This window comes from Streptomyces sp. NPDC096013 (assembly GCF_044763565.1).
Lineage (GTDB): Bacteria > Actinomycetota > Actinomycetes > Streptomycetales > Streptomycetaceae > Streptomyces.
Window position 1 is genome coordinate 134,215 of the sequence record NZ_JBIWGK010000012.1, and the last position, 17,908, is coordinate 152,122.

General features: G+C 70.2%; 17 protein-coding genes and 1 pseudogene. 9 read left to right on the forward strand and 9 right to left on the reverse strand.

Annotated features, from left to right (window positions below):
• Window positions 1-41: 41 nt before the first annotated feature.
• The 4 genes and pseudogenes from ACIRB1_RS33660 to ACIRB1_RS33675 form a co-directional block, all read left to right on the forward strand.
• Complete coding sequence (locus ACIRB1_RS33660) at window positions 42-836, forward strand: MerR family transcriptional regulator (protein ID WP_403468058.1); 795 nt, start codon at window positions 42-44, stop codon at window positions 834-836.
• Window positions 837-1,018: 182 nt separating this feature from the next.
• Complete coding sequence (locus ACIRB1_RS33665) at window positions 1,019-1,756, forward strand: hypothetical protein (protein ID WP_403468059.1); 738 nt, start codon at window positions 1,019-1,021, stop codon at window positions 1,754-1,756.
• Window positions 1,757-1,939: 183 nt separating this feature from the next.
• Window positions 1,940-2,407: an ATP-binding protein gene (locus tag ACIRB1_RS33670; RefSeq protein ID WP_403468060.1), complete on the forward strand. Its 468-nt coding sequence runs from the start codon at window positions 1,940-1,942 to the stop codon at window positions 2,405-2,407.
• Between the two features lie 529 nt (window positions 2,408-2,936).
• Window positions 2,937-3,071, forward strand: a pseudogene (locus ACIRB1_RS33675) (C4-dicarboxylate transporter DctA); the annotation flags it as partial.
• Between the two features lie 192 nt (window positions 3,072-3,263).
• Here the strand turns inward: ACIRB1_RS33675 and ACIRB1_RS33680 are convergent.
• On the reverse strand, window positions 3,264-3,410 hold the full coding sequence (locus ACIRB1_RS33680) for a hypothetical protein (RefSeq protein ID WP_403468197.1): 147 nt from the start codon (window positions 3,408-3,410) through the stop codon (window positions 3,264-3,266).
• A gap of 392 nt (window positions 3,411-3,802) precedes the next feature.
• Entirely contained in the window at window positions 3,803-4,330 is a 528-nt protein-coding gene (locus ACIRB1_RS33685; RefSeq protein WP_403468061.1) for a hypothetical protein, read from the reverse strand.
• 359 nt (window positions 4,331-4,689) lie between these two features.
• On the opposite strand from ACIRB1_RS33685, the gene ACIRB1_RS33690 reads away from it, so the two are divergent.
• Together ACIRB1_RS33690 and ACIRB1_RS33695 are read left to right on the forward strand one after the other, a co-directional pair.
• Window positions 4,690-5,202 (forward strand): hypothetical protein, encoded by a 513-nt coding sequence (locus ACIRB1_RS33690; protein ID WP_403468062.1) that lies wholly within the window; start codon window positions 4,690-4,692, stop codon window positions 5,200-5,202.
• A 168-nt stretch (window positions 5,203-5,370) separates the two neighbouring features.
• A complete protein-coding gene (locus ACIRB1_RS33695; protein ID WP_403468063.1) occupies window positions 5,371-5,640 on the forward strand; it encodes a hypothetical protein in 270 nt (89 codons plus the stop codon).
• 21 nt (window positions 5,641-5,661) lie between these two features.
• Here ACIRB1_RS33695 and ACIRB1_RS33700 read toward each other — a convergent pair whose 3' ends face one another.
• From ACIRB1_RS33700 to ACIRB1_RS33710, 3 genes are all read right to left on the reverse strand, one after another.
• The gene (locus tag ACIRB1_RS33700) at window positions 5,662-6,465 is read right to left on the reverse strand and encodes an FHA domain-containing protein (protein WP_403468064.1); all 804 of its coding nucleotides are present in this window, start codon (window positions 6,463-6,465) and stop codon (window positions 5,662-5,664) included.
• A gap of 1 nt (window position 6,466) precedes the next feature.
• On the reverse strand, window positions 6,467-8,410 hold the full coding sequence (locus ACIRB1_RS33705) for a serine/threonine-protein kinase (protein ID WP_403468192.1): 1,944 nt from the start codon (window positions 8,408-8,410) through the stop codon (window positions 6,467-6,469).
• A gap of 1,046 nt (window positions 8,411-9,456) precedes the next feature.
• Entirely contained in the window at window positions 9,457-10,026 is a 570-nt protein-coding gene (locus tag ACIRB1_RS33710; protein ID WP_403468065.1) for a DUF4232 domain-containing protein, read from the reverse strand.
• A 721-nt stretch (window positions 10,027-10,747) separates the two neighbouring features.
• On the opposite strand from ACIRB1_RS33710, the gene uvrA reads away from it, so the two are divergent.
• The 3 genes from uvrA to ACIRB1_RS33725 all read left to right on the forward strand — a co-directional run bounded on the left by uvrA (window position 10,748) and on the right by ACIRB1_RS33725 (window position 14,814).
• Window positions 10,748-13,225: an excinuclease ABC subunit UvrA gene (uvrA, locus tag ACIRB1_RS33715; RefSeq protein ID WP_403468066.1), complete on the forward strand. Its 2,478-nt coding sequence runs from the start codon at window positions 10,748-10,750 to the stop codon at window positions 13,223-13,225.
• A 62-nt stretch (window positions 13,226-13,287) separates the two neighbouring features.
• Window positions 13,288-14,406 carry a hypothetical protein gene (locus ACIRB1_RS33720; RefSeq protein ID WP_403468067.1) on the forward strand — a complete coding sequence of 373 codons (1,119 nt, stop codon included), beginning with the start codon at window positions 13,288-13,290 and terminating at the stop codon, window positions 14,404-14,406.
• A gap of 174 nt (window positions 14,407-14,580) precedes the next feature.
• Window positions 14,581-14,814 carry a hypothetical protein gene (locus ACIRB1_RS33725; protein WP_403468068.1) on the forward strand — a complete coding sequence of 78 codons (234 nt, stop codon included), beginning with the start codon at window positions 14,581-14,583 and terminating at the stop codon, window positions 14,812-14,814.
• Window positions 14,815-14,984: 170 nt separating this feature from the next.
• Here the strand turns inward: ACIRB1_RS33725 and ACIRB1_RS33730 are convergent, their stop codons facing one another.
• From ACIRB1_RS33730 to ACIRB1_RS33745, 4 genes are all read right to left on the reverse strand, one after another.
• Window positions 14,985-15,830 (reverse strand): S8 family peptidase, encoded by an 846-nt coding sequence (locus ACIRB1_RS33730; protein ID WP_403468069.1) that lies wholly within the window; start codon window positions 15,828-15,830, stop codon window positions 14,985-14,987.
• Window positions 15,831-15,966: 136 nt separating this feature from the next.
• Window positions 15,967-16,158: an aroma-sacti cluster domain-containing protein gene (locus tag ACIRB1_RS33735; RefSeq protein WP_403468070.1), complete on the reverse strand. Its 192-nt coding sequence runs from the start codon at window positions 16,156-16,158 to the stop codon at window positions 15,967-15,969.
• A 98-nt stretch (window positions 16,159-16,256) separates the two neighbouring features.
• Window positions 16,257-16,445 (reverse strand): aroma-sacti cluster domain-containing protein, encoded by a 189-nt coding sequence (locus ACIRB1_RS33740; RefSeq protein WP_403468071.1) that lies wholly within the window; start codon window positions 16,443-16,445, stop codon window positions 16,257-16,259.
• Window position 16,446: 1 nt separating this feature from the next.
• A complete protein-coding gene (locus tag ACIRB1_RS33745; RefSeq protein WP_403468072.1) occupies window positions 16,447-17,865 on the reverse strand; it encodes an MFS transporter in 1,419 nt (472 codons plus the stop codon).
• Window positions 17,866-17,908: the final 43 nt, after the last annotated feature.

Consider the following 17,908-nt stretch of genomic DNA (forward strand, 5'->3'; position numbering starts at 1 on the left):
GCCGCGGACTCTCCCCCAGGGGGAGCGTTCAGAATGACGGGATGCTGACCATCGGCGAATTCTCGCGACTGACCCACCTGAGCGTCCGGACCCTGCGCCGGTATCACGAGGCGGCCTTGCTGGAACCGGCCGTGGTGGACGAGACCACCGGTTACCGCTACTACGCCGTCGACCAAATCCCGACCGCGCAGGTCATCCACCGACTCCGCGAGCTCGACGTCCCCCTGAGCGATGTGCAGCAGATCCTGCGGACCCCTGACCCCGGTGTCCGGGCAGCCCTGGTCACAGACCACCTGCAACGCCTGGAGGATGTGCTGGAGCGCACCCGGGCCGCGGTCGTATCGCTGCGCCGCCTGCTCCGCCCCGACCCCTCGCCGATCGACGTCGAGCTGCGTGCGGAGCCCGCCCGGACGGTCGCCGCGGTCGAGGCCGTAGTCGGACATCGGGACATCACGACCTGGTACGCCGGCGCGATGGCCGAATTGGAGGCGGCCGTCGGCTCCGCCGCGACCGGACCACCGGGCGGCAGCTACGACAACGCCCTGTTCGAGCAGGAGCGCGGTCACGCGGTCGTCTACCTGCCGACCGCTGCACCACCTCGCACCGGACGCGTACACCCCACGATCCTGCCGGCCGCGGAACTGGCCGTCACCACCCACATCGGCGAGCACGACGGCATCGAGGTCACGTACGGCGAACTCGGGACCTGGGTGGTGGAGAACGCGATGTCGGTGGCCGGGCCGGTACGGGAGGTCTACGCCGTCGGCCCCCGTGACACAAGCGATCCCGCTGCGTGGCGCACCGAGATCGGCTGGCCGGTCTTCCGTGTCACCTGAGGTGATCAGTGCGGTGTGAAGTCTTGGAACGACTGGGCGCACACCCTAAGCCTTGCGCACTGACGAGTTGGGGCACCAAGGCTTGATCAAATAGGCAGAGAACGCCCCTGGCCTGCAACGGTGGGACTCTTCTAGGGTCCAGTTGGCCACACGGACCGAGGAACTCCCGGTGGGGAAGCGCCATGGGGTCGTACCCACGTGTCCGCATCGAGGGCGGCGGCCGGACGGTGGTCCCGCAGGCCGGGGGCGTGCTGCTGGTCGACACCGGCTCCGACACCGCAGCCCTCAGCCCGAAGAGGAAGGCGCTACAAGACAAGGACGCCCCCGTCACCGTCCTCTATCCACCCTTCCCCAGCCCCGCGCAGCTCAGCAGCGCCTCCAACCCCGACCACGGCCTCTACAACGCCTACACCCAGGCCTTCACCGCCACCCACCACGGCCAGCAGTTCCCGCCCGCAGACGCCACCCACGGCCACTGGGCCGTCCTCGCCTACGACGCCATCACCACCGCCGCCACCAGCCGCTTCGGCATCACTCCACCGGAAACCGCACCACCACCCCCACCACCTGACAACCACCACGCACTGCAGGCCCGGACCGACCCGAAAACCGGTCCGGGCCTGCACTGCGTGGTGACACCGACTCTGCGGACCAGGACCATCACCGCGCTGACACCCCGACGGCGCGGCTCGAACGGGCCTGCCATAAGGCCCAATCGTGCGGTCCGTAGCGGCTGGAACATGTCACCCGGTGCAGGACCCGCTGATGACGACTCCCCCGCCGCCCTCGATCACCGAACCCGACCCGTCCGCACTGACCTGCCCCAGGGGCCGGGTCGGACCGTGTTCCCGGTGCCGGCGCAAGAGCCACAAGTACGGGTCCGGCGGCAGCCCTCCGTGTCAGAGACGCATGGCGCCTGATCGGTCGGCGTGGGCCCCGCGGCGGGATTCGTCAACACCCGTAGCTGAACTGAGGGAAGGCTGTTTCCGCTCTCGACCGGTCGCAGACAGCGCTGTGTACCGGCTCTGAGGACGGGTGAAGGAGTGAGCTTACGCTTCTGGGGTAGACGGGGCGCATCAACGCTTTGGCCAAAAGGCGGATGTATGGACCTTCACACACGGGACGAGCAGTTCGTGGCCCGTCCCATTGCTGTTTCCGCCGCGTTCGAGGGCAGCGAGGAGATCGCTGAAGCCCGCGATCTGGCCCGTGACTTCCTCGCCTCGGTGCAGGCCGAGCACGGACTGCCGGTGTCCGACCGGGCGATGGGAATGGTCCAGCTGGCGGTGAGCGAGCTGGTGACCAACGCCCGTAAGTACGCGCCCGGCCCGTGTCTGCTGACCTTGCAGGTGGAGGACGGAGCCGTTCGGATAGCCGTGTGGGACAGCAGCACCACGCTGCCGCTGATCCTGCCTCCGGATCCGACGCGCATCGGCCGGCACGGCTTGGAGATCGTGATGGCCCTCTGCCAGACGTTCACGATCCAGCGGGAACCCGTAGGAAAGCGGATCAGTGCGTCCATCGTGCTCGCCGACGATCCTGGCGGAGACGTCGCGGGCCGCCAGGTCATATGACCTCGGCCTGGAAAGATCCCCACCGGCGACAGCCGCCGTCCCAGACGTCGGCCGCGCGCCCGTGATGATGGCCGCCCCGTCCGTCCAGGAGAGCATTCCGGCGCGCTTGGACGACAGCGTGCCGACCGGCTGCCGAGGAAGGACGTCCAGTAGCCAGCCCCAGGGAGCCAGCCGTGGGCCATGGACACATCCCGCCGACGCCACGGTTGCTTCGGGCCCTCACTGCGCCAACACCACGGAACAGCCTCATCCGTACAGCACCAACAAGTACGGTGATTCGCAGGCCCGGTACCGCTCCCCCGTCGGTGCCGGGTCCTAACAGTTCGCATTGCGGTGAGCCCACAAGGAGCAGCACGGGCCATGAGTGATACGGCATCACTTGTCGGGATGTGATGATCCGCCAGAGCGGGCAGTGCGAGCCGTTCGCGGAACTGTCGCGCTTCACGGGGGTCTTCTACGACTGCCTCACCGGGCGACGCGACGCACTGCTCGAGCTCACCGACGCGTTACTGTGCACCGACGGACCATCATGCTCGCCAGCAGCGTCACCGCAGTCGGCCACATCCCCCTGGCCGCCCTGTCCCTGATCGTCGGAATCAACCGCATCCTCAACGAGGGCCGCGTCTTCATCAACGTCCTCGGGAACGCCGTCGCCACCATCGTGGTCGGTAAATGGAAGAACGACATCGACGCCGAACGCGCCCGCTCCGTACCCCACCTGAGCTCGCACTTCACCGTCGGTGGACGTCGACTCCACCAAGATCGGTGCCGACAGCTGAACAACCCGACCTCCCCGAATACCCACGGGCGGAAGGTTCGTCCACTCCAGTACTTGTCCTGGACTACCGTCGCCGTATCAGTAGCGGGCCGCGCTCTGCAGCAGCGGCGGATACACCGAACTGGTGACCCCGTCCACGGTGGCGCCCGCATACTTGAGCATGGGTCCGACCTGCCGGTTGAGCTCGTACGGGAAGTTGAGGCTGGGCACCGACACCTCGTCCACGCGCGCGGCCCTGCCGACGCGCGAGGACCACCAGAGCGCCCCGATCTCCTCGCCGCCCGGCGGAGCAGTGGGTGGCCCGGCACGCGGAATGGCGGCGCGCCGCCGCCCTGGCCGGACGCCTGCGGCTGGTCGTCTCGGCCGCCCGTACAACCAACCAAAGGAAGGGGTGCGTTGGGGGGATCCGGTACACGGTCAGGAGCTCACTGCCCGGCCCCGGTACACCGCAGTACCGCCGCATCGGGCCCGAGCGCTAGGACCAGTCTTCCGTCCCGTAAACGCCACCGCCTGGCGCGCGGGAACGATGAACTCGTATTCCGGCCGGATCCATGGCCGGCGTTCGTGGACGGAGTGGAGGCGACGGACTTGACGACATGACCGGCGCGGCTCCCCCGTCACGGCGTCGCGGGTCTGGGTTCCTCGGGTTCGCGCACCGCTGCCTCGTGAAGCTTCTCCATCTCCCAACAACCGGCGCGGTCCGGCTCGTTCCCCTCGAACACGACAACCACACTGCCGTCCGGCGCCATCACAGTGATGCGCGTCCCCCAGTCGGCACTTTCCCCGCTCCCGCTGCGCCATTCCTTGCGGTGCATGGTGAGCTCGGTCCAGCGATAGGACCGCAGGACGTCGCCGGTGGCCACGACGACTCCGCGCTGGAAGCAGTACAGCCGGGGGGTGGGGCCGCCCGTGCGCCGCTCGTACCGGGACACGAAACAGCAGCCGATCAAGAACACGGTCCAGAGTCCGCTCAGAGGGGCGAACCAGCCGTGCCACCAGCCACCCTCCCCCTTGATGATGTGCACGAGATCGACCGCGGTGCCCCACCCCTGCAATACGCCAAGGAGCCCGGCGAAGGCCCACAGGTGCGAATAGGCAGGGCACGCAAACCTCACATAGCTGCCGTAGCCGGCGTCTTTCCCCATGGCCCACGCCTTGTCCCGCTCGCGCACAACACCCCCCCGGTTCGAAGCCCTGGACGGTTCAATGCCCGGCGTCAGTGGACCCCAAGCTCAGAACCTGGTTCTCAGGCCTCAGCCGGACCTCTGACTTGCTGAAGCGGACCCAGCCGCACGGTCCCAGCCGTAGCGTCCAGAGTGCCGGTCAGCAGGGGCTCGCGTGACCTCACGCCGACCCGACAAGGGCTGGTTCATGCGAGTTTGCCGCCGCTGGCCGGCGCCGTGCGGTGTGACTCGACAGGGGCGTGACCACGTGGCCGCCGAGGCTTCAAGTCAGAGTGCCCACCGCGCCCGTCCCATCCCGTCGAGACCTGGTCAGGGTGCCCGTGATCACCATCGGTATCGATCCCCGCAAGTCCTCTCACACCGCCGTCGTCGTCGATCCCGCCGGGCATCAACTGGCCCAGCCGCGTTTCGTCGTCAACGCCGGGACCGTCCAGCAGCTCATGCCCTGGTGCGAGAAGTGGCCCGAGCGCCGCTTCGCCGTCGAAGACGCCCGCGGCCCGGGCCGCATCCTTGCCCAGCAGCTGGCCGCCGTCGGCGAGAAGGTGGTCGACGTCGCGTCCACCCTCTCCGCCCGGCCCCGGCGCTGGCCACCGGCGGGGACCGCAAGACCACGCCGCCCCGACCACGGAGCCCGACCCGTCCGCGCTGACCTGCCCCGGGAACCGGGCTGTTCCGGGTGCCAGCGCAAGACCCACAACGTACGGGTCCGGCGGAAGCCCGCTGTGCCAGTGGTGCATGGCCCCGGTCCAGGCCGGGTGGGGCAAAGTCGTGCGGTTCGTCGTCACCCGCAGCTGAACCAGTCCGTGGTGACGGGCTCGCGGCGGGGTTGTTGAGCACGGCATCGCGTGCATCGTCCCCCACGAAGACGCGGCTGAGCCCCGGGTCGACGCCCGGGGCTGAGCGGTGGATCTGCGCGCACCTGCGCGGCCGTCGCGCCCTTGGGCCTACGAAGCGGGCCGCCCGGGCAGGCTTTCACCCGTCGTGGGTCCAGCGCCTGCTACGTGGGAACCGACAGGGTGCTCGGTCGACAGGCTGGCTGGCTTCCCAGGCGGCGATGGCCGGTCTCGCGTGCGTCGATCGGCTCGGTCGCGGGCGGCCTACGAAGGGCCCTCGCCCGGCACCGGGTCGGTACGGCACCCGCCCGCGAGTTGAGCGTCGCCAACAGCAGACCCCTCACCGCCTTCACCACCGCCCGCGCGGACCAGCGGGACGCACCGTACGCTAGCGCGGCGAGGAACAGGACGGTGACCGTGGTGATCATCCCCGGCTGACCGGCGGCCCGGCCCGGCGAATCAGGCGGCGTCGATCAGTGCCAGGTCCATCGGTACGAGCGTGGTCGAGGCCAGCAGGGCCCGGATCAGGTGGTCGTTGAGGGCGTTGCCAACCGGTTCGCCGAGTTCCTCGCGGGTCAGCCAGGGCACCCCGTCGCGGGACAGCCGGGTACGCACGCCGTTGACAAGGTGCTCGACGCGCCTGTCCGTCCAGCCGGCGCCGGACTGCACCTCGGCGAGTTCGACGGCGGCCTGCCGCCAGGTCAGCGGCTGCGGCCGGGGTTCGTGCAGCAGGTAGCGGCGGCCGAGGACGACGAGGGCCAGCTTCTCCTGCTCGGTGAGCACCCACAGGCGGGGCGGCCGGGTGGCGTCCCCGTGCCGCGGTACCGGCCGCGCGCCCTCGGGTCCGGTGACGAACACCTCCAGCAGGTGCTCGCGGCCGCGGGAACCGCCGGCGAACAGCGGGGTGTAGCCGGGCTCGAGCGGCAGTGGGTCCTCGTCCCGGAACAGCAGCCGGGCGCCCGCGAAGCGGAGCGGCAGCCGCCCGGCGTTGCTGACCCACCAAATGCCGCCCCGGTGGGTCACCGTGCCCTGGTGGCGGCTGACCTGGGGGTCGTCCTCGCCGAGGCAGACGTGCACCTCGGGCCGGTTACGACCGAACAGGACCTGGCGGCCGGCGCCGGGCCCGAGCGTCATGCCGCCGGTCAGCGCGAGCGCGAAGAGGGTGCCGGGCAGTGGGGCGCACGCGCCCCGGGCGAGGCTGCCATGGGTGGCGGGCAGCCTCAGACGGCCGCCCACGGCATCGGGTGTTCCGGGTCCGGCCATGTCAGCGCTCCGGCAGCCGCTTCGCGATGTTCCCCGCGACGACGGTCGCGAACTCCGTTGCGCTCTCGCACAGTTGCCTGGTCGGCTGCGGAGCGTACACGGTCAGCTGGAACAGTTCGGTGGTGCGCTTGCCGGCGGAGTCCGTGTAGGTGCGGTGCGGGGTACGGACGGTGCAGCTGTCGTCCTCGGCCTCGTCTGCGATGAAGTAGCTCTTCGTGCCGGCGACGTCGACGAGTGTTCCGTCGTCGGCGTCCAGTGAGTTGTCCCGGCTGTACTGGATCTGCACCTCGCGATTGCCATCGTCGCTCGACCAGTCGCAGTCCCAGGAACCGAAGCCGTGATCCCGGTCAGCCATCTTGACGCCGGGGAGCCGCTTGAGCGCGATGGCGTCGAGCAGCGTGCAGGCATCCAGCCGGGTCAGGGAGTTCGCGTCGGGCGCCGACGAACGCCGGGGCACGGGGCCGTCCGCGAGCACGCCGACCACGTGACCGGTGGCGGCGTCCGCCATCTGGCACGGGTCCGGCGCCACCGTGTTGAGCTGCTTCCCGATGACGCGGATCTGCTTGCCGTCCGCGGTCAGGACGGCCCGTTCGCAGGCCGCCCCGTCGCGCTTGATGGTCACGACCGTGAGGTTTCCGACCAGGTAGGTGGACAGGATGTGGTCGAAGTCGTCCCGGTGGGAGTCGAGGTTGACCTGGACGTCCGCGTTGTCGTTGCCGCTGTTGTTGCGCACCAGGACGTCGCAGCGGTCGAACTCCCCGTAGTCCGGGTCGAGTTCGGTGCCGCCGAAGCGGCTCAGCGAGGCGGCGTCGAGCAGCCCGCAGGGGTCCGCCGTGCGCTCGTCGCCGATGGTGCCGGCCCGGCCCGTGGCCGAGGGTTTCCCATCTGCCGAGCCGGTCGCGCCGGTCCTTTCGTGCTTGTGGTCCGTGCCGTTCGAGGCCCACGGGCCGAAGAGGACCAGCCCGGCCGCGACCGCGCCCGCCGTGGCCAGCGCCGCCGCCGTGATCGCCAGGCGACGGCGGGAACGCCGTGGCAGCGGAAGGGTGAGCCTGTCCCGGGTACGGCCGACGAGCCGCCTCAGCGGAAGCGTCGACGAGCCGAGGTCCACGGTTTGACGGTCCAACTGCTCCTGGATGTGCGGGGGCGGCGGGGCGGCGCGCGTCAGCAGCTCTCGTGCCTGCGCGGCGTCGGGCCGGCTCCCGGGCTCCACCTCCAGCAACGCGGCCAGCGCCTCGGTGAGTGGACCGGCCCGGCGCGCGGGCTCGATGTGCCCCGCGACGGCTCGGGCCAGATAGGTCATGAGGTGGTCGGCTTCCCCGTACGGCGACTGGCCCTCGATCGCCGCGAACAGGGACGCGCCGAGCGAGAACACGTCGGCCTTCCTGCCCACCGACTGCCCCTTGGCCACTTCGGGGGCCAGATACCGGGGTTTGCCGCGGACACTGCCTGTCGCGGTCTGCGTGGCGTCGTTCCACAGAGCCCGGGAGATCCCGAAGTCGGTCAGCCTCGCGAGGCCTTCGTCGGTGACAAGGATGTTCTCCGGCGTCACATCGCCGTGCACCACGCCCGCGGCGTGCGACTTCACCAGCGCGTCCGCGATCTGACAGCCGACCGACCCGGCCGTCTCGGGGGTGAGCGGGCCGCGCTCATTCATGATCTGGGCGAGGCTGCGGGAGGGGACGTACTCCATGACGATCCAGCAGACTGAGTCCTCGTCGAGGTAGTCGAAGACGGCCACGATGTTCGGGTGGTGCAGCCGTGCGGCGTTGCGCGCCTCGCCCATGAGCCGCCGGCCGGCCAGATCGTCCTCCAGGCGCGCGCACTTGACCGCCACCCGCCGCTGCAGCCGCTCGTCCCACGCCTGCCATACGACGCCCATCCCGCCGGTACCGATGGGCTCCTGGAGGAGATAACGGTCGGCGATTCTGTCCCCGGCCTCTGGCATCACCAGCACCGCCTCACCCCTCGCTCACGGTCCTGACCCGGCGACAGAGTGTACGCGGCACACGCCCGGCGGTGATCGGCTTCGCAGGACGTCGAGCGGACCTCCGCAGAACCCGCGCAGACTGACATACCGTCAGAACACGCGTCACTTCAGTGTCGGTACAACGCCCCAACGCCCGCACCGCGCATCGTGCGCACCCGCACCACCGCGGTTCAGGAGCCCTCGACCACCGGTTCAAGGATCGCGACGCACTCGGTGCGCGGCGGGCCGGACCTCGATGGCCGGCGAGCCCAGCGCACGAGGGTCGCGGCAGCACCACGAACCCTGTGGCCCCGTCGCGAGATCATTCTGCGTAGAGGACAGAAATGATCAACCAGGACTCCGGGCGTCCTGCATCCAGGAAACCGGTCCCGGCACGCACATCACGCGCCATGACGAACAGACAGCATGCTAACGAGACCCACCAGACCCAGTTCGCGGCTGTCTCACGCTGTGGCCGAGGACTCCCGTCTCAGCGAAGTGGCACTTCTTCGTGGAGGCCGGCTGCAGCACGGGCGGAGCCGAGCCGGCGTCGAACTCGGCATCAGAGAGGGCTATGTGGACTGCATCGTCGGCACCGAAACAGAAACGGTCGGCTCACCGTGAATGTGGCGCGGCTGGCACTGGCTGCCGGGGTCATCGAGGTCCACGGAAAAATCTCCTACAGCGCCCGCAACCTCACCCCACTCAGAAAGTCACGGGCGGGGCGAGCCGGATACGTCCGGCTCGTACACCCTTTGCTGGCCGAGAAGGCCACAGAAGCGCTGATGCGACGAGCCGGTGCACGTGCGTGGAAGAAACCGGCACGCCCTGGAAGCAGGACCGTTTGCCATCGGGCTTTGACGGACGTCAGTTCGTGTCACCGGAGTTTGATCACCACAGGTCGGCGGCTCAGCACACCGAAAGTGCGCAGAGCCGCCGACCTGCACTCATGTGCAGTTCCTCGTAGACGCGTAGGTCAGAGCCTTGCGATCGGCATGCAGGCTGCTCGTTTTAGGGGACGGAGGTCAGGAAGGCTTGACCGCCGAGACCGGGGTGGCGGTCACCTTGTTGTCGCACTCGGCCCACCACCCGTCGTTCAGGGCGACCTGGTGCTTCCCGGAGTGCGGCAGCCCGATGACCATCGTCGGATACGCCGCCGGGGTCTTGCCCGACACACAGTAGCCGTCGCCCTCCCCCTGAACCTGGACGAAGGTCAGCTTCACCCACGCCTTGCCGTGCGGCCGGACCGTCACCGTGGCCGCCCTGCCGGTAGGGGTGACCTTGAGCGGGGTGTTGTGGGAGGGGGAGCCGTTGCCGGCACCCGCGACCGTCGGATGCCCCTTCAGGACGCACGTCCTGCGGGACACGTTGGTGAACTGCACGACCGCCGCCCCGGTCCCGGTCCCGACCGGCCGGTGAACGGCCTGCCAGGCGCTGACCTGGAGAGCGGAGGCCGGACAGGCGGCCGGCCGGGCGGAGGCGGTGGCGCTCGCCGCCATGGCGGTGCCGGGCAGGATGCCCGTCACCGCCGCCGCGACGGCCGTGACCGCCGTCGTCGCCAGAGCCACCCTGCGAATGCCATTGCTGCGACGCATGCTGTCGTCCCCCTGAGTCGTCCCGTCCGCGGGTTTCGGTCGTCGGTCGTTGCCCCGCGGTACGTGTGGTCTTGGTACGTGAGTGCAGAGAGGCCGGGAGAGCGGCAGGGTTCCGTACGGCGACCACTCGTGACGGAACCGTGACAGCCAGCTGCACCCGTGCAGATGGCCGTCAGGACAGACACAGTCGCCTCCAGCGCGCTGACCCGACTCACGTTAGTTTGACGAGGCGAAAACCCCTCGCGGGCCGAGACGCTGTCGTTCATGCGCGTTGTCGACGGCTCCGACGACGTCCTGGCCGCCGTGCACGCGCAACTCATACACGGCGCGACCCAGATCAAGGTCATGGCGGGCGGCGGTGTCACCTCCGCCTCCGCCCCCCCTGGACACTCTCCAATTCCCCGCCGCCGAACTGCGCGCGGCGATCGACGCATGGCCGCGGTGGCGACTCCGGTGCCGACCCCACGCGGGCGCCGTGATGTCCTTCCTGAAGTGCCAGGATGCACGTTCCGGCAGCCGGCGGCCATGGGCCATGCGGCCCTCGTGGACAAGTCGGTTCCGGGCCGTCGGCAGGCCGGGCCGGCCGCGGTTGCTCCCGTCTTCCGCTTGGCGGGAGCAACCTCCTGCGGGTTGGCCGGTCAGGCCCTGATGGCGTCTGCGAGCGGGGCTCGGTGGCGGTGCCTGTCGCGCGGTTCCGGGTGCGATCAGGTAATCAGGAGTCGTGAACAAGGACGCGACCGACCCCTTCGTGCATGTCCGGGGCGCCAGTGAGAACAACCTGCGGAACATCGATGTCGACGTTCCGCGGGACGCGATGGTCGCCTTCACCGGCGTTTCCGGTTCGGGAAAGTCCTCGCTCGCGTTCGGCACGCTCTACGCGGAGGCCCAGCGGCGCTACTTCGAGTCCGTGGCACCGTACGCCCGAAGGCTGTTGCAACAGGTGGGCGCACCGCACGTGCAGGAGATCACCGGGCTGCCACCGGCCGTGGCCCTGCAGCAGCGACGCGGGGCGCCCAGCTCGCGCTCGACGGTCGGCACGATCACCACGCTGTCGAATCTGCTGCGCATGCTGTACTCCCGTGCCGGCACCTATCCGCCGGGGGCCGCCCGGCTGGAAGCCGAGTCGTTCTCTCCCAACACCGCGGCCGGGGCCTGCCCGGAGTGCCACGGACTGGGCGTCGTGCACGACGTCGTCGAGGACCTGCTCGTCCCCGACCCCTCGCTGAGCATCCGCGAGGGGTCGATCGCCGCGTGGCCGGGCGCCTGGCAGGGCGCCAACCTGCGCAGTGTCGTGAACGGTCTGGGAATCGACATCGACCGGCCGTGGCGCAGGCTCAGGAAGAAGGACCGGGACTGGCTGCTGTACACGGACGAGCAGCCGTCCGTGTACATCGAGCCGGAGGAGGACCGCGTCGACTACGGGTACCAGGGCAAGTTCTGGAGCGCCCGCAAGCACGTCATGCACGTCCTCGCCGACTCCAAGAGCGAGAAGATGCGGGAACGGGCGCTGCGGTTCGTCAGGAGTGTGCCCTGCCCCGTATGTCACGGCAGCGGACTACGGCCCGAGGCGCTCGCCGTGACCTTCGCCGGACGTTCCATCGCCGAGATCAACGCGCTGCCGCTCACCGAGGTCGTGGAGCTGCTGCGGCCCGTCGCGAAGCGGTCCGAGGCCGACGCCACCACGTCGACCGCCCGATCCGGGGAGACCACCGAGGTCGCTGTCCGGATCTGCGGCGATCTGGTCGCGCGGATCGACGTACTGCTCGACCTGGGCCTCGGATATCTCAGCCTCGGGCGCCGTTCTACGACCCTGTCGCCCGGCGAGGCGCAGCGCCTGCGGATCGCCACCCAGTTGCGCTCGGGGCTGTTCGGCGTCGTCTACGTCCTCGACGAACCCTCCGCGGGCCTGCACCCGGCTGACGCGGAACCACTGCTGGACGTCCTGGACCGTCTCAAGGCGGCGGGCAACTCCCTGTTCGTCGTGGAGCACGACATGGACGTCGTACGGCGGGCGGACTGGGTGGTCGACATCGGCCCCGGCGCGGGCGAGGGCGGCGGACGCGTGCTGTACAGCGGCCCCGTCGCCGGCCTTGAGCGGGTCGCGGAGTCGGCCACGGGCCAGTACCTGTTCGGACGGGCCGAGCCGCTCGATCACCGCCCGCGTACGCCGCAGGGCTGGCTGCGCCTGCGCGGCGTCTCCCGCCACAATCTGCGCGACGTGTCCGTCGACGTACCGCTGTGCGTCCTGACGGCGGTGACGGGCGTGTCCGGTTCCGGGAAGTCGACGCTGGTGACGCAGGTGCTCGCCGAGGTCGTCCGCGGCCACCTCGGGCTCGTACCCGAGGAACCGGAGGAGACCGCGGAGGCGCGGCTGGAGGTCGACGTCCGGGACGCGTCGGGGGTCGAGTCCTTCGACCGGCTGGTCCGGGTCGACCAACGGCCCATCGGCCGGACTCCCCGGTCCAACCTGGCCACGTACACGGGGATGTTCGACGCGGTGCGCAAGCTGTACGCGGCGACGGACGAGGCCAGGGCGCGCGGCTACTCGGCCGGGCGGTTCTCCTTCAACGTGCCCGAGGGGCGGTGCGAGACCTGCCAGGGCGAAGGATTCGTCACGGTGGAACTGCTGTTCCTGCCCGGCACCTACGCGCCGTGCCCGACCTGCCGGGGCGCCCGGTACAACGCCGAAACGCTGGAGGTCACCTACCGCGGGAAGAACATCGCGGAGGTGCTGGCGTTGTCCGTCGACGCCGCCGCCGAGTTCCTGTCCGCCGTCCCGGCCGCCTCGCGCAGTCTGGAGACGTTGCGCGAGGTGGGGCTGGGGTATCTGCGGCTGGGCCAGCCCGCGACGGAACTCAGCGGTGGGGAGGCGCAACGCATCAAGCTGGCCACCGAACTCCAGCGAGCCCGCCGCGGGCACGCGCTCTACCTGCTCGACGAACCGACGGCGGGGCTCCACCCCGCGGACATCGCACTGCTGCTGCGGCAGTTGCACCGGCTGGTCGACGCCGGCAACACGGTCGTCCTCGTCGAGCACGACCTGGACACCATCGCCACCGCCGACTGGGTCATCGACCTCGGGCCGGGCGGCGGCGACGCGGGCGGGAAGGTGGTCGCGGCGGGCCCGCCGACGAAGGTGGCGAAGACCCGCCGCAGCGCCACCGCGCCCTACCTGGCGGCCCGGCTCGGGCGCTCCTGAAAACACGGTGGCCGGTCGGCCGCCGGGCTGCGACGATGCCTCTGTTTCTTTACGGAGGGTGTTTGTTCGTTTTCGTGTGCGCCGGCTGTGGGGCCGGGCTGACGGTCCCGCTGTCGCAGGTCGCGCTGCCGGTCCACGCTCATCAGACGTACGGGAACGGGATCCAGCTCCCGGTGCTCATGGAGTCGGGCACGTTCGCCGTGGATCCGGAGCCCTGGGGGCCGCCGTGGCGCAGCTGGGAGGAGATCCGTCAGGACGAGGCAGCCGCCCGCGGCGTGTACGCACCCGTGTACGCCCTGTCCGACGGCGCACCCGGTGCGATCGTCATCGCGCCGGGCGACGCCAGGGGCACGATGCTGATCCCGGGAAGTCGCGCAGAGGGCTACTGCTGCGGCCTCGACGGTGCCGACGGGCCCAATGTGGCGTGCGCGGAGTGCTCGGTGCCGGTGGCGAGCAGAATCGACGACTGCTCACTCTGGCAGGCGACGTGGCTCGCCCCGAAGGCCGTGCGCCGCGTTCTCGTCGACGGTACCCCTACCGCGCCACTTCCCTGGTCCGAGCTGGTGGCGGAAGGCAAGGGCATCCCACCGTTCGAGCCGCTCAGCAGATGGTGGTCGCGGACGAGGGTGGGCCACTGGACGAACTACTGGTGGGCGTGGAGCCCCCGGTGGGAGGCGGCAGCCGGGCGGGCACTCGCCCACCTCCTGGCGGCTTCGGAGGGCCGACCGGTCACCGTTCCCGACGGCTTGGTCGGGCAGGTCTTCCAACGGGCGCTCGACGCCCTGTTGCCCGCGGGCCCGCGGGCACGGTGTGCGGTCCTGGCCGGACCGGGACTACCGGCTCCGGGCGAAGACGTGCCCATCCTCCTCGTGCCGTCCCATCCGCAGACCGGCAGGACCTGGGCCCCGGACGACCCGGCGCCCTACCTGGTGCCCCTCCCGTTCGGGGTGTGGCTGTGGATGGCCTTCCCCGGGCCGGACCTGCCCGTCCCCGCATCGGGCGCCCTGCCCGCCGACGCCCTCCGTGACGACTTCGACGGGGCCGCGCGCCCGAGTGACCTGTTCCTCGTCGACAGTGCGGTGTTCCGGCACACCCTGGTCCGGCTGCCGGCCGTCAGCAGCCCGTGGCTGCGCCAACTCCTCGACAACCTCACCCCCCACGTGCGCGGCGCCCTCTTCTGACGGGCTGACCGTTCCTCGATCACTCTCGTCGGGCAGGGGTTGCCGCTTCCGTTCCGGGACATCCGAGGGAAGGACCGACCGACGGGGACGGGAGGACTTGATGCGGTTGAACGACTGCGACGGTCGTGCCGCTGCGGGCTTGTGCGGCGCGGACCGTGATGCGGGAGCGGAACGGTGAGCGGTGGCATGCCGCCGCTGAGGAACCGATACCTCGCCGCGGGCTTCATCGTCTTCATGTATCTGCTGATCGGCGCCCTGCTGGCTGGCCTCCTCGCCGCGGGGTTCTCGGGCGGCGAGGTAGGGACAGGAGTGGCGGCACTCGTGGGCGGCGGTCTTGGAGCCGCCTTCGGCGTGTGGCGCCTCCATCGCACACCCGAGGAGGAGCGGGCTGACGACCACCTCTACTGACCAGGCTCTTCGGTCGCCGTCCCGCGACGCGCGGGACCGGCCCCCATTTCTGTCGTGGTGCGGTTGTTCAGTGGTCAAGGCGGGCCAACGGCGGTGGCGGTAGTCCAGCCGGTCGGCGGGGAAAGCAGAAAACGAGCGCATGTGACCCCCGGTCCAGGCGCTCTCATCCGTCACTCGACAACCACGTTCGCCGCCATGAGATGCAGCATGCTCTTGACCTGGAACGGAGTCAGGCCCGGGTGGTGTGAGAGGAGCAGGGCGCAGAGACCCGTCACGTGGGCCGCCGCGAAGCTGTTGCCGTCGCAGACTCGGGTGCCGCCTCCCGCCCAGGCTGCGAGGACATTCGTGCCGCGGGCGAAGAACTCCACCGGGGGCCTGGGGTTGTAGAGGACGCGGCGCGGGTCGGGAAGATCGTGGCTGCCGACCGAGAGGACCGAGGAGAAGCGCCACGGAAAGCTTTCGATACGGCGGTTGCTGGCGGCGGCCACCAGTACGGTGCCGCCGAAGTACGCCCGGTCCGCGAGGTCGTACAGGGCGTCCCGCAGTTCCGTCTTGGTCGTGGACAAGCTGACGTTGACGACGTCGAAGCCCTGCTCGACCGCCCAGCCCAGCCCGGTGAGCAGGGTCTCTCCCGTGCAGGAGGACTCGGCACCCAGCACCCGCAGGCTCGTCAGTTCGCACTCCGGGGCCAGTGACCGGACAAGGCCCGCGCAAGCGGTGCCATGGCCGTGCGCGTCGCCGAAATCGTCCTCGACGACACCCGGACGGCCATCCGGACCGGCGGCCACCGCGTGTGCCGCGGTCAGGCCGCCCACCAGGGGATGGTCCGGCTGGACCCCGCTGTCCAGGACACAGACACGCACCCCCGCGCCGGTAGCACCGTCGAGGTCCCACGGCGCCGGTGCCGGTACCGACCGGGGCCAGGCCGTACGAAGAGCGCCGTCCTCCTGCGTGAGGTCAGTGGCTCGCCAGGCCAGTTCGCCGGTCCGGGGGCGTCGGTACTGCGAGGTCGTCATGGCCTGTGTGCCTCCTGCCATATGTACGCCAGGACACCTCCCGGGCGGCACGGTGGTGTGTGACGCCGGCCGCGCCGTCTTGTGGACGGCACGGCCGGCGGTGAATACGTTCACCCTGGCTCGGCCTGGGTGTCGGCTACCAGACGAGAACGCCGGTGACCACGTCCTCCTGGTGGGCCATGACCTCGCCCTCCAGTCGCTCCTTGAGGGAGTTCAGGACGGTGACTTCCGCCTCGGAGAGGGTCGCGATCACGCTCAGCTGCGCCTCGGTCGCGTGCCCGAGGTCGTGGCCCTTGGCTGACAGCACCTGCACTGCGTTGAACGACATATCTGTGTACCTCCTGGTCGGATCGGAACTGAGTTTCCGGGCCGCGCCGGACGACACGGCCCGGGTCGGGTCGGGAACGGAGGCCCCCGGGCCGCGAACTACCAGACGATGACTCCGGTGGGCTCCTCGACGTGGGCGGTGACCTCGCCCTCCAGTCGCTCCTTGAGGGAGTTCAGGACGGTGACCTCCGCCTCGGAGAGGGTCGCGATCACGCTCAGCTGCGCCTCGGTCGCGTGCCCGAGGTCGTGGCCTTTCGCCTTGAGTGCCTGAACGGCGTTGAACGACATGTCACTTGCCTCCTTGATGGGATGAATCCGCGCATCCGCGCATCTGCGCATCGGTGCATCGGATTCGGATTTCCTGGGCCGTACCGTGTGTACGGCCCAGCTCATGAGGGGAACTCTCGGTCCCGGGCGTGGTCGTGAAAGCGGCTGCGGTCCGGCGCCGGGGCGTCAGACACACCCCTCCCAGCAGCGCCAGCCCCCCGCCCGCCGCGGTCAGCACCCAGCCGATGCCGACCCACGTCGCCAGCGCGGCGCCCGCCAGTGGCGCGGCGAGTTGCAACGCCGTAGGGACGACCATCGCGACCGTACTGACCCGCCCGATCAGCTCCGGAGGGGTCTCCCGCTGGACGAGGTAGCCGAAGACCACGAGGATCCCGGCCGAACAGAACCCGATCCCCACGGTGACGGGCAGCCAGGCCACCGCCGCGATCCGGACCCCCACCGTCGCCGCCACCCCGACCGCCGCGACGAGGAGGCCGGTCGCCGCCTGCGAGGCCCCCAGGATCGTGAACGGGCCCTGCTTCCGCCCGAGGTGCCCGACGGCCACGCTGCCCACCGCCGCGCCGACCGCCACCGACGCAACCGCGGCGCCGTAGAGCGATCGTGGGAGCCCCAACTCCGGTAGCAGCAGCGGGGACAGGGTGTCGAACATCAAGACGAGGAACAGCGTGGCGGAAAGGCAGGCGATGGCCGTCCGCAATGGCCTGCTGCGGCGGACATAAGAGAGGCCCTCGCGCAGTTCGTGGCGGAATCCCTTGCTCCATATGGCCCGTGCGCCCGCCGCCGCCGTCCGCTTCCGTATCTTGGGCCGCGCCCGGAGCCGCGAGAGGATCAGCGCCGAGAGGACGAAGGTCGCCGCGTCGACGGCGAAGGCGCCGTGCGCGCCGGCCAGGGACAGGACCAGGCCGCCGAGCGCCGGCCCGGCGATCTTGGTGGCCTGGTTGGCGAACGTGTTCAGCGAGGTCGCCGCGAGCAGTGCCCCCTCAGGGACCGCGCCCCTGATCGCCGACTGCTGAGCCGGCATGAAGAGGGTTCCCGCGGCCGTCTTGACCGCCAACAGGCCGAGCAGTACCGGCAGTCCGGGTGCCGTCAGGAAGCACAGCACCAGGGCGGCACGCGTCAGATCGCTCCCGATCATCACCGACTTGTGGGGCAGCCGGTCCGCCCAGACCCCGGCGACGGGAGCCACCACCAGCCAGGGCACGGCGACCGCGACCGCCACGGCGGCCAGTCCACCAGCGCCCGCCCGCCACTGGTAGGCGACGAGCGAGACCAGGGCGACGTAGTCGATCCAGTCACCGCAGCCGGACAGCACCTGGCCGCAGAAGAGCAGCCGGTACTGCCGGTGCCTCAGCGCGACGAGGACGCCCGCGCGCTGCGCGACCGCGCCAGGACCCTCCGTGACGACCGTGGTGCGTGGCATACCCACCTCCCGACCTCTCGACTTCCGACTTCTCAACTGCCCG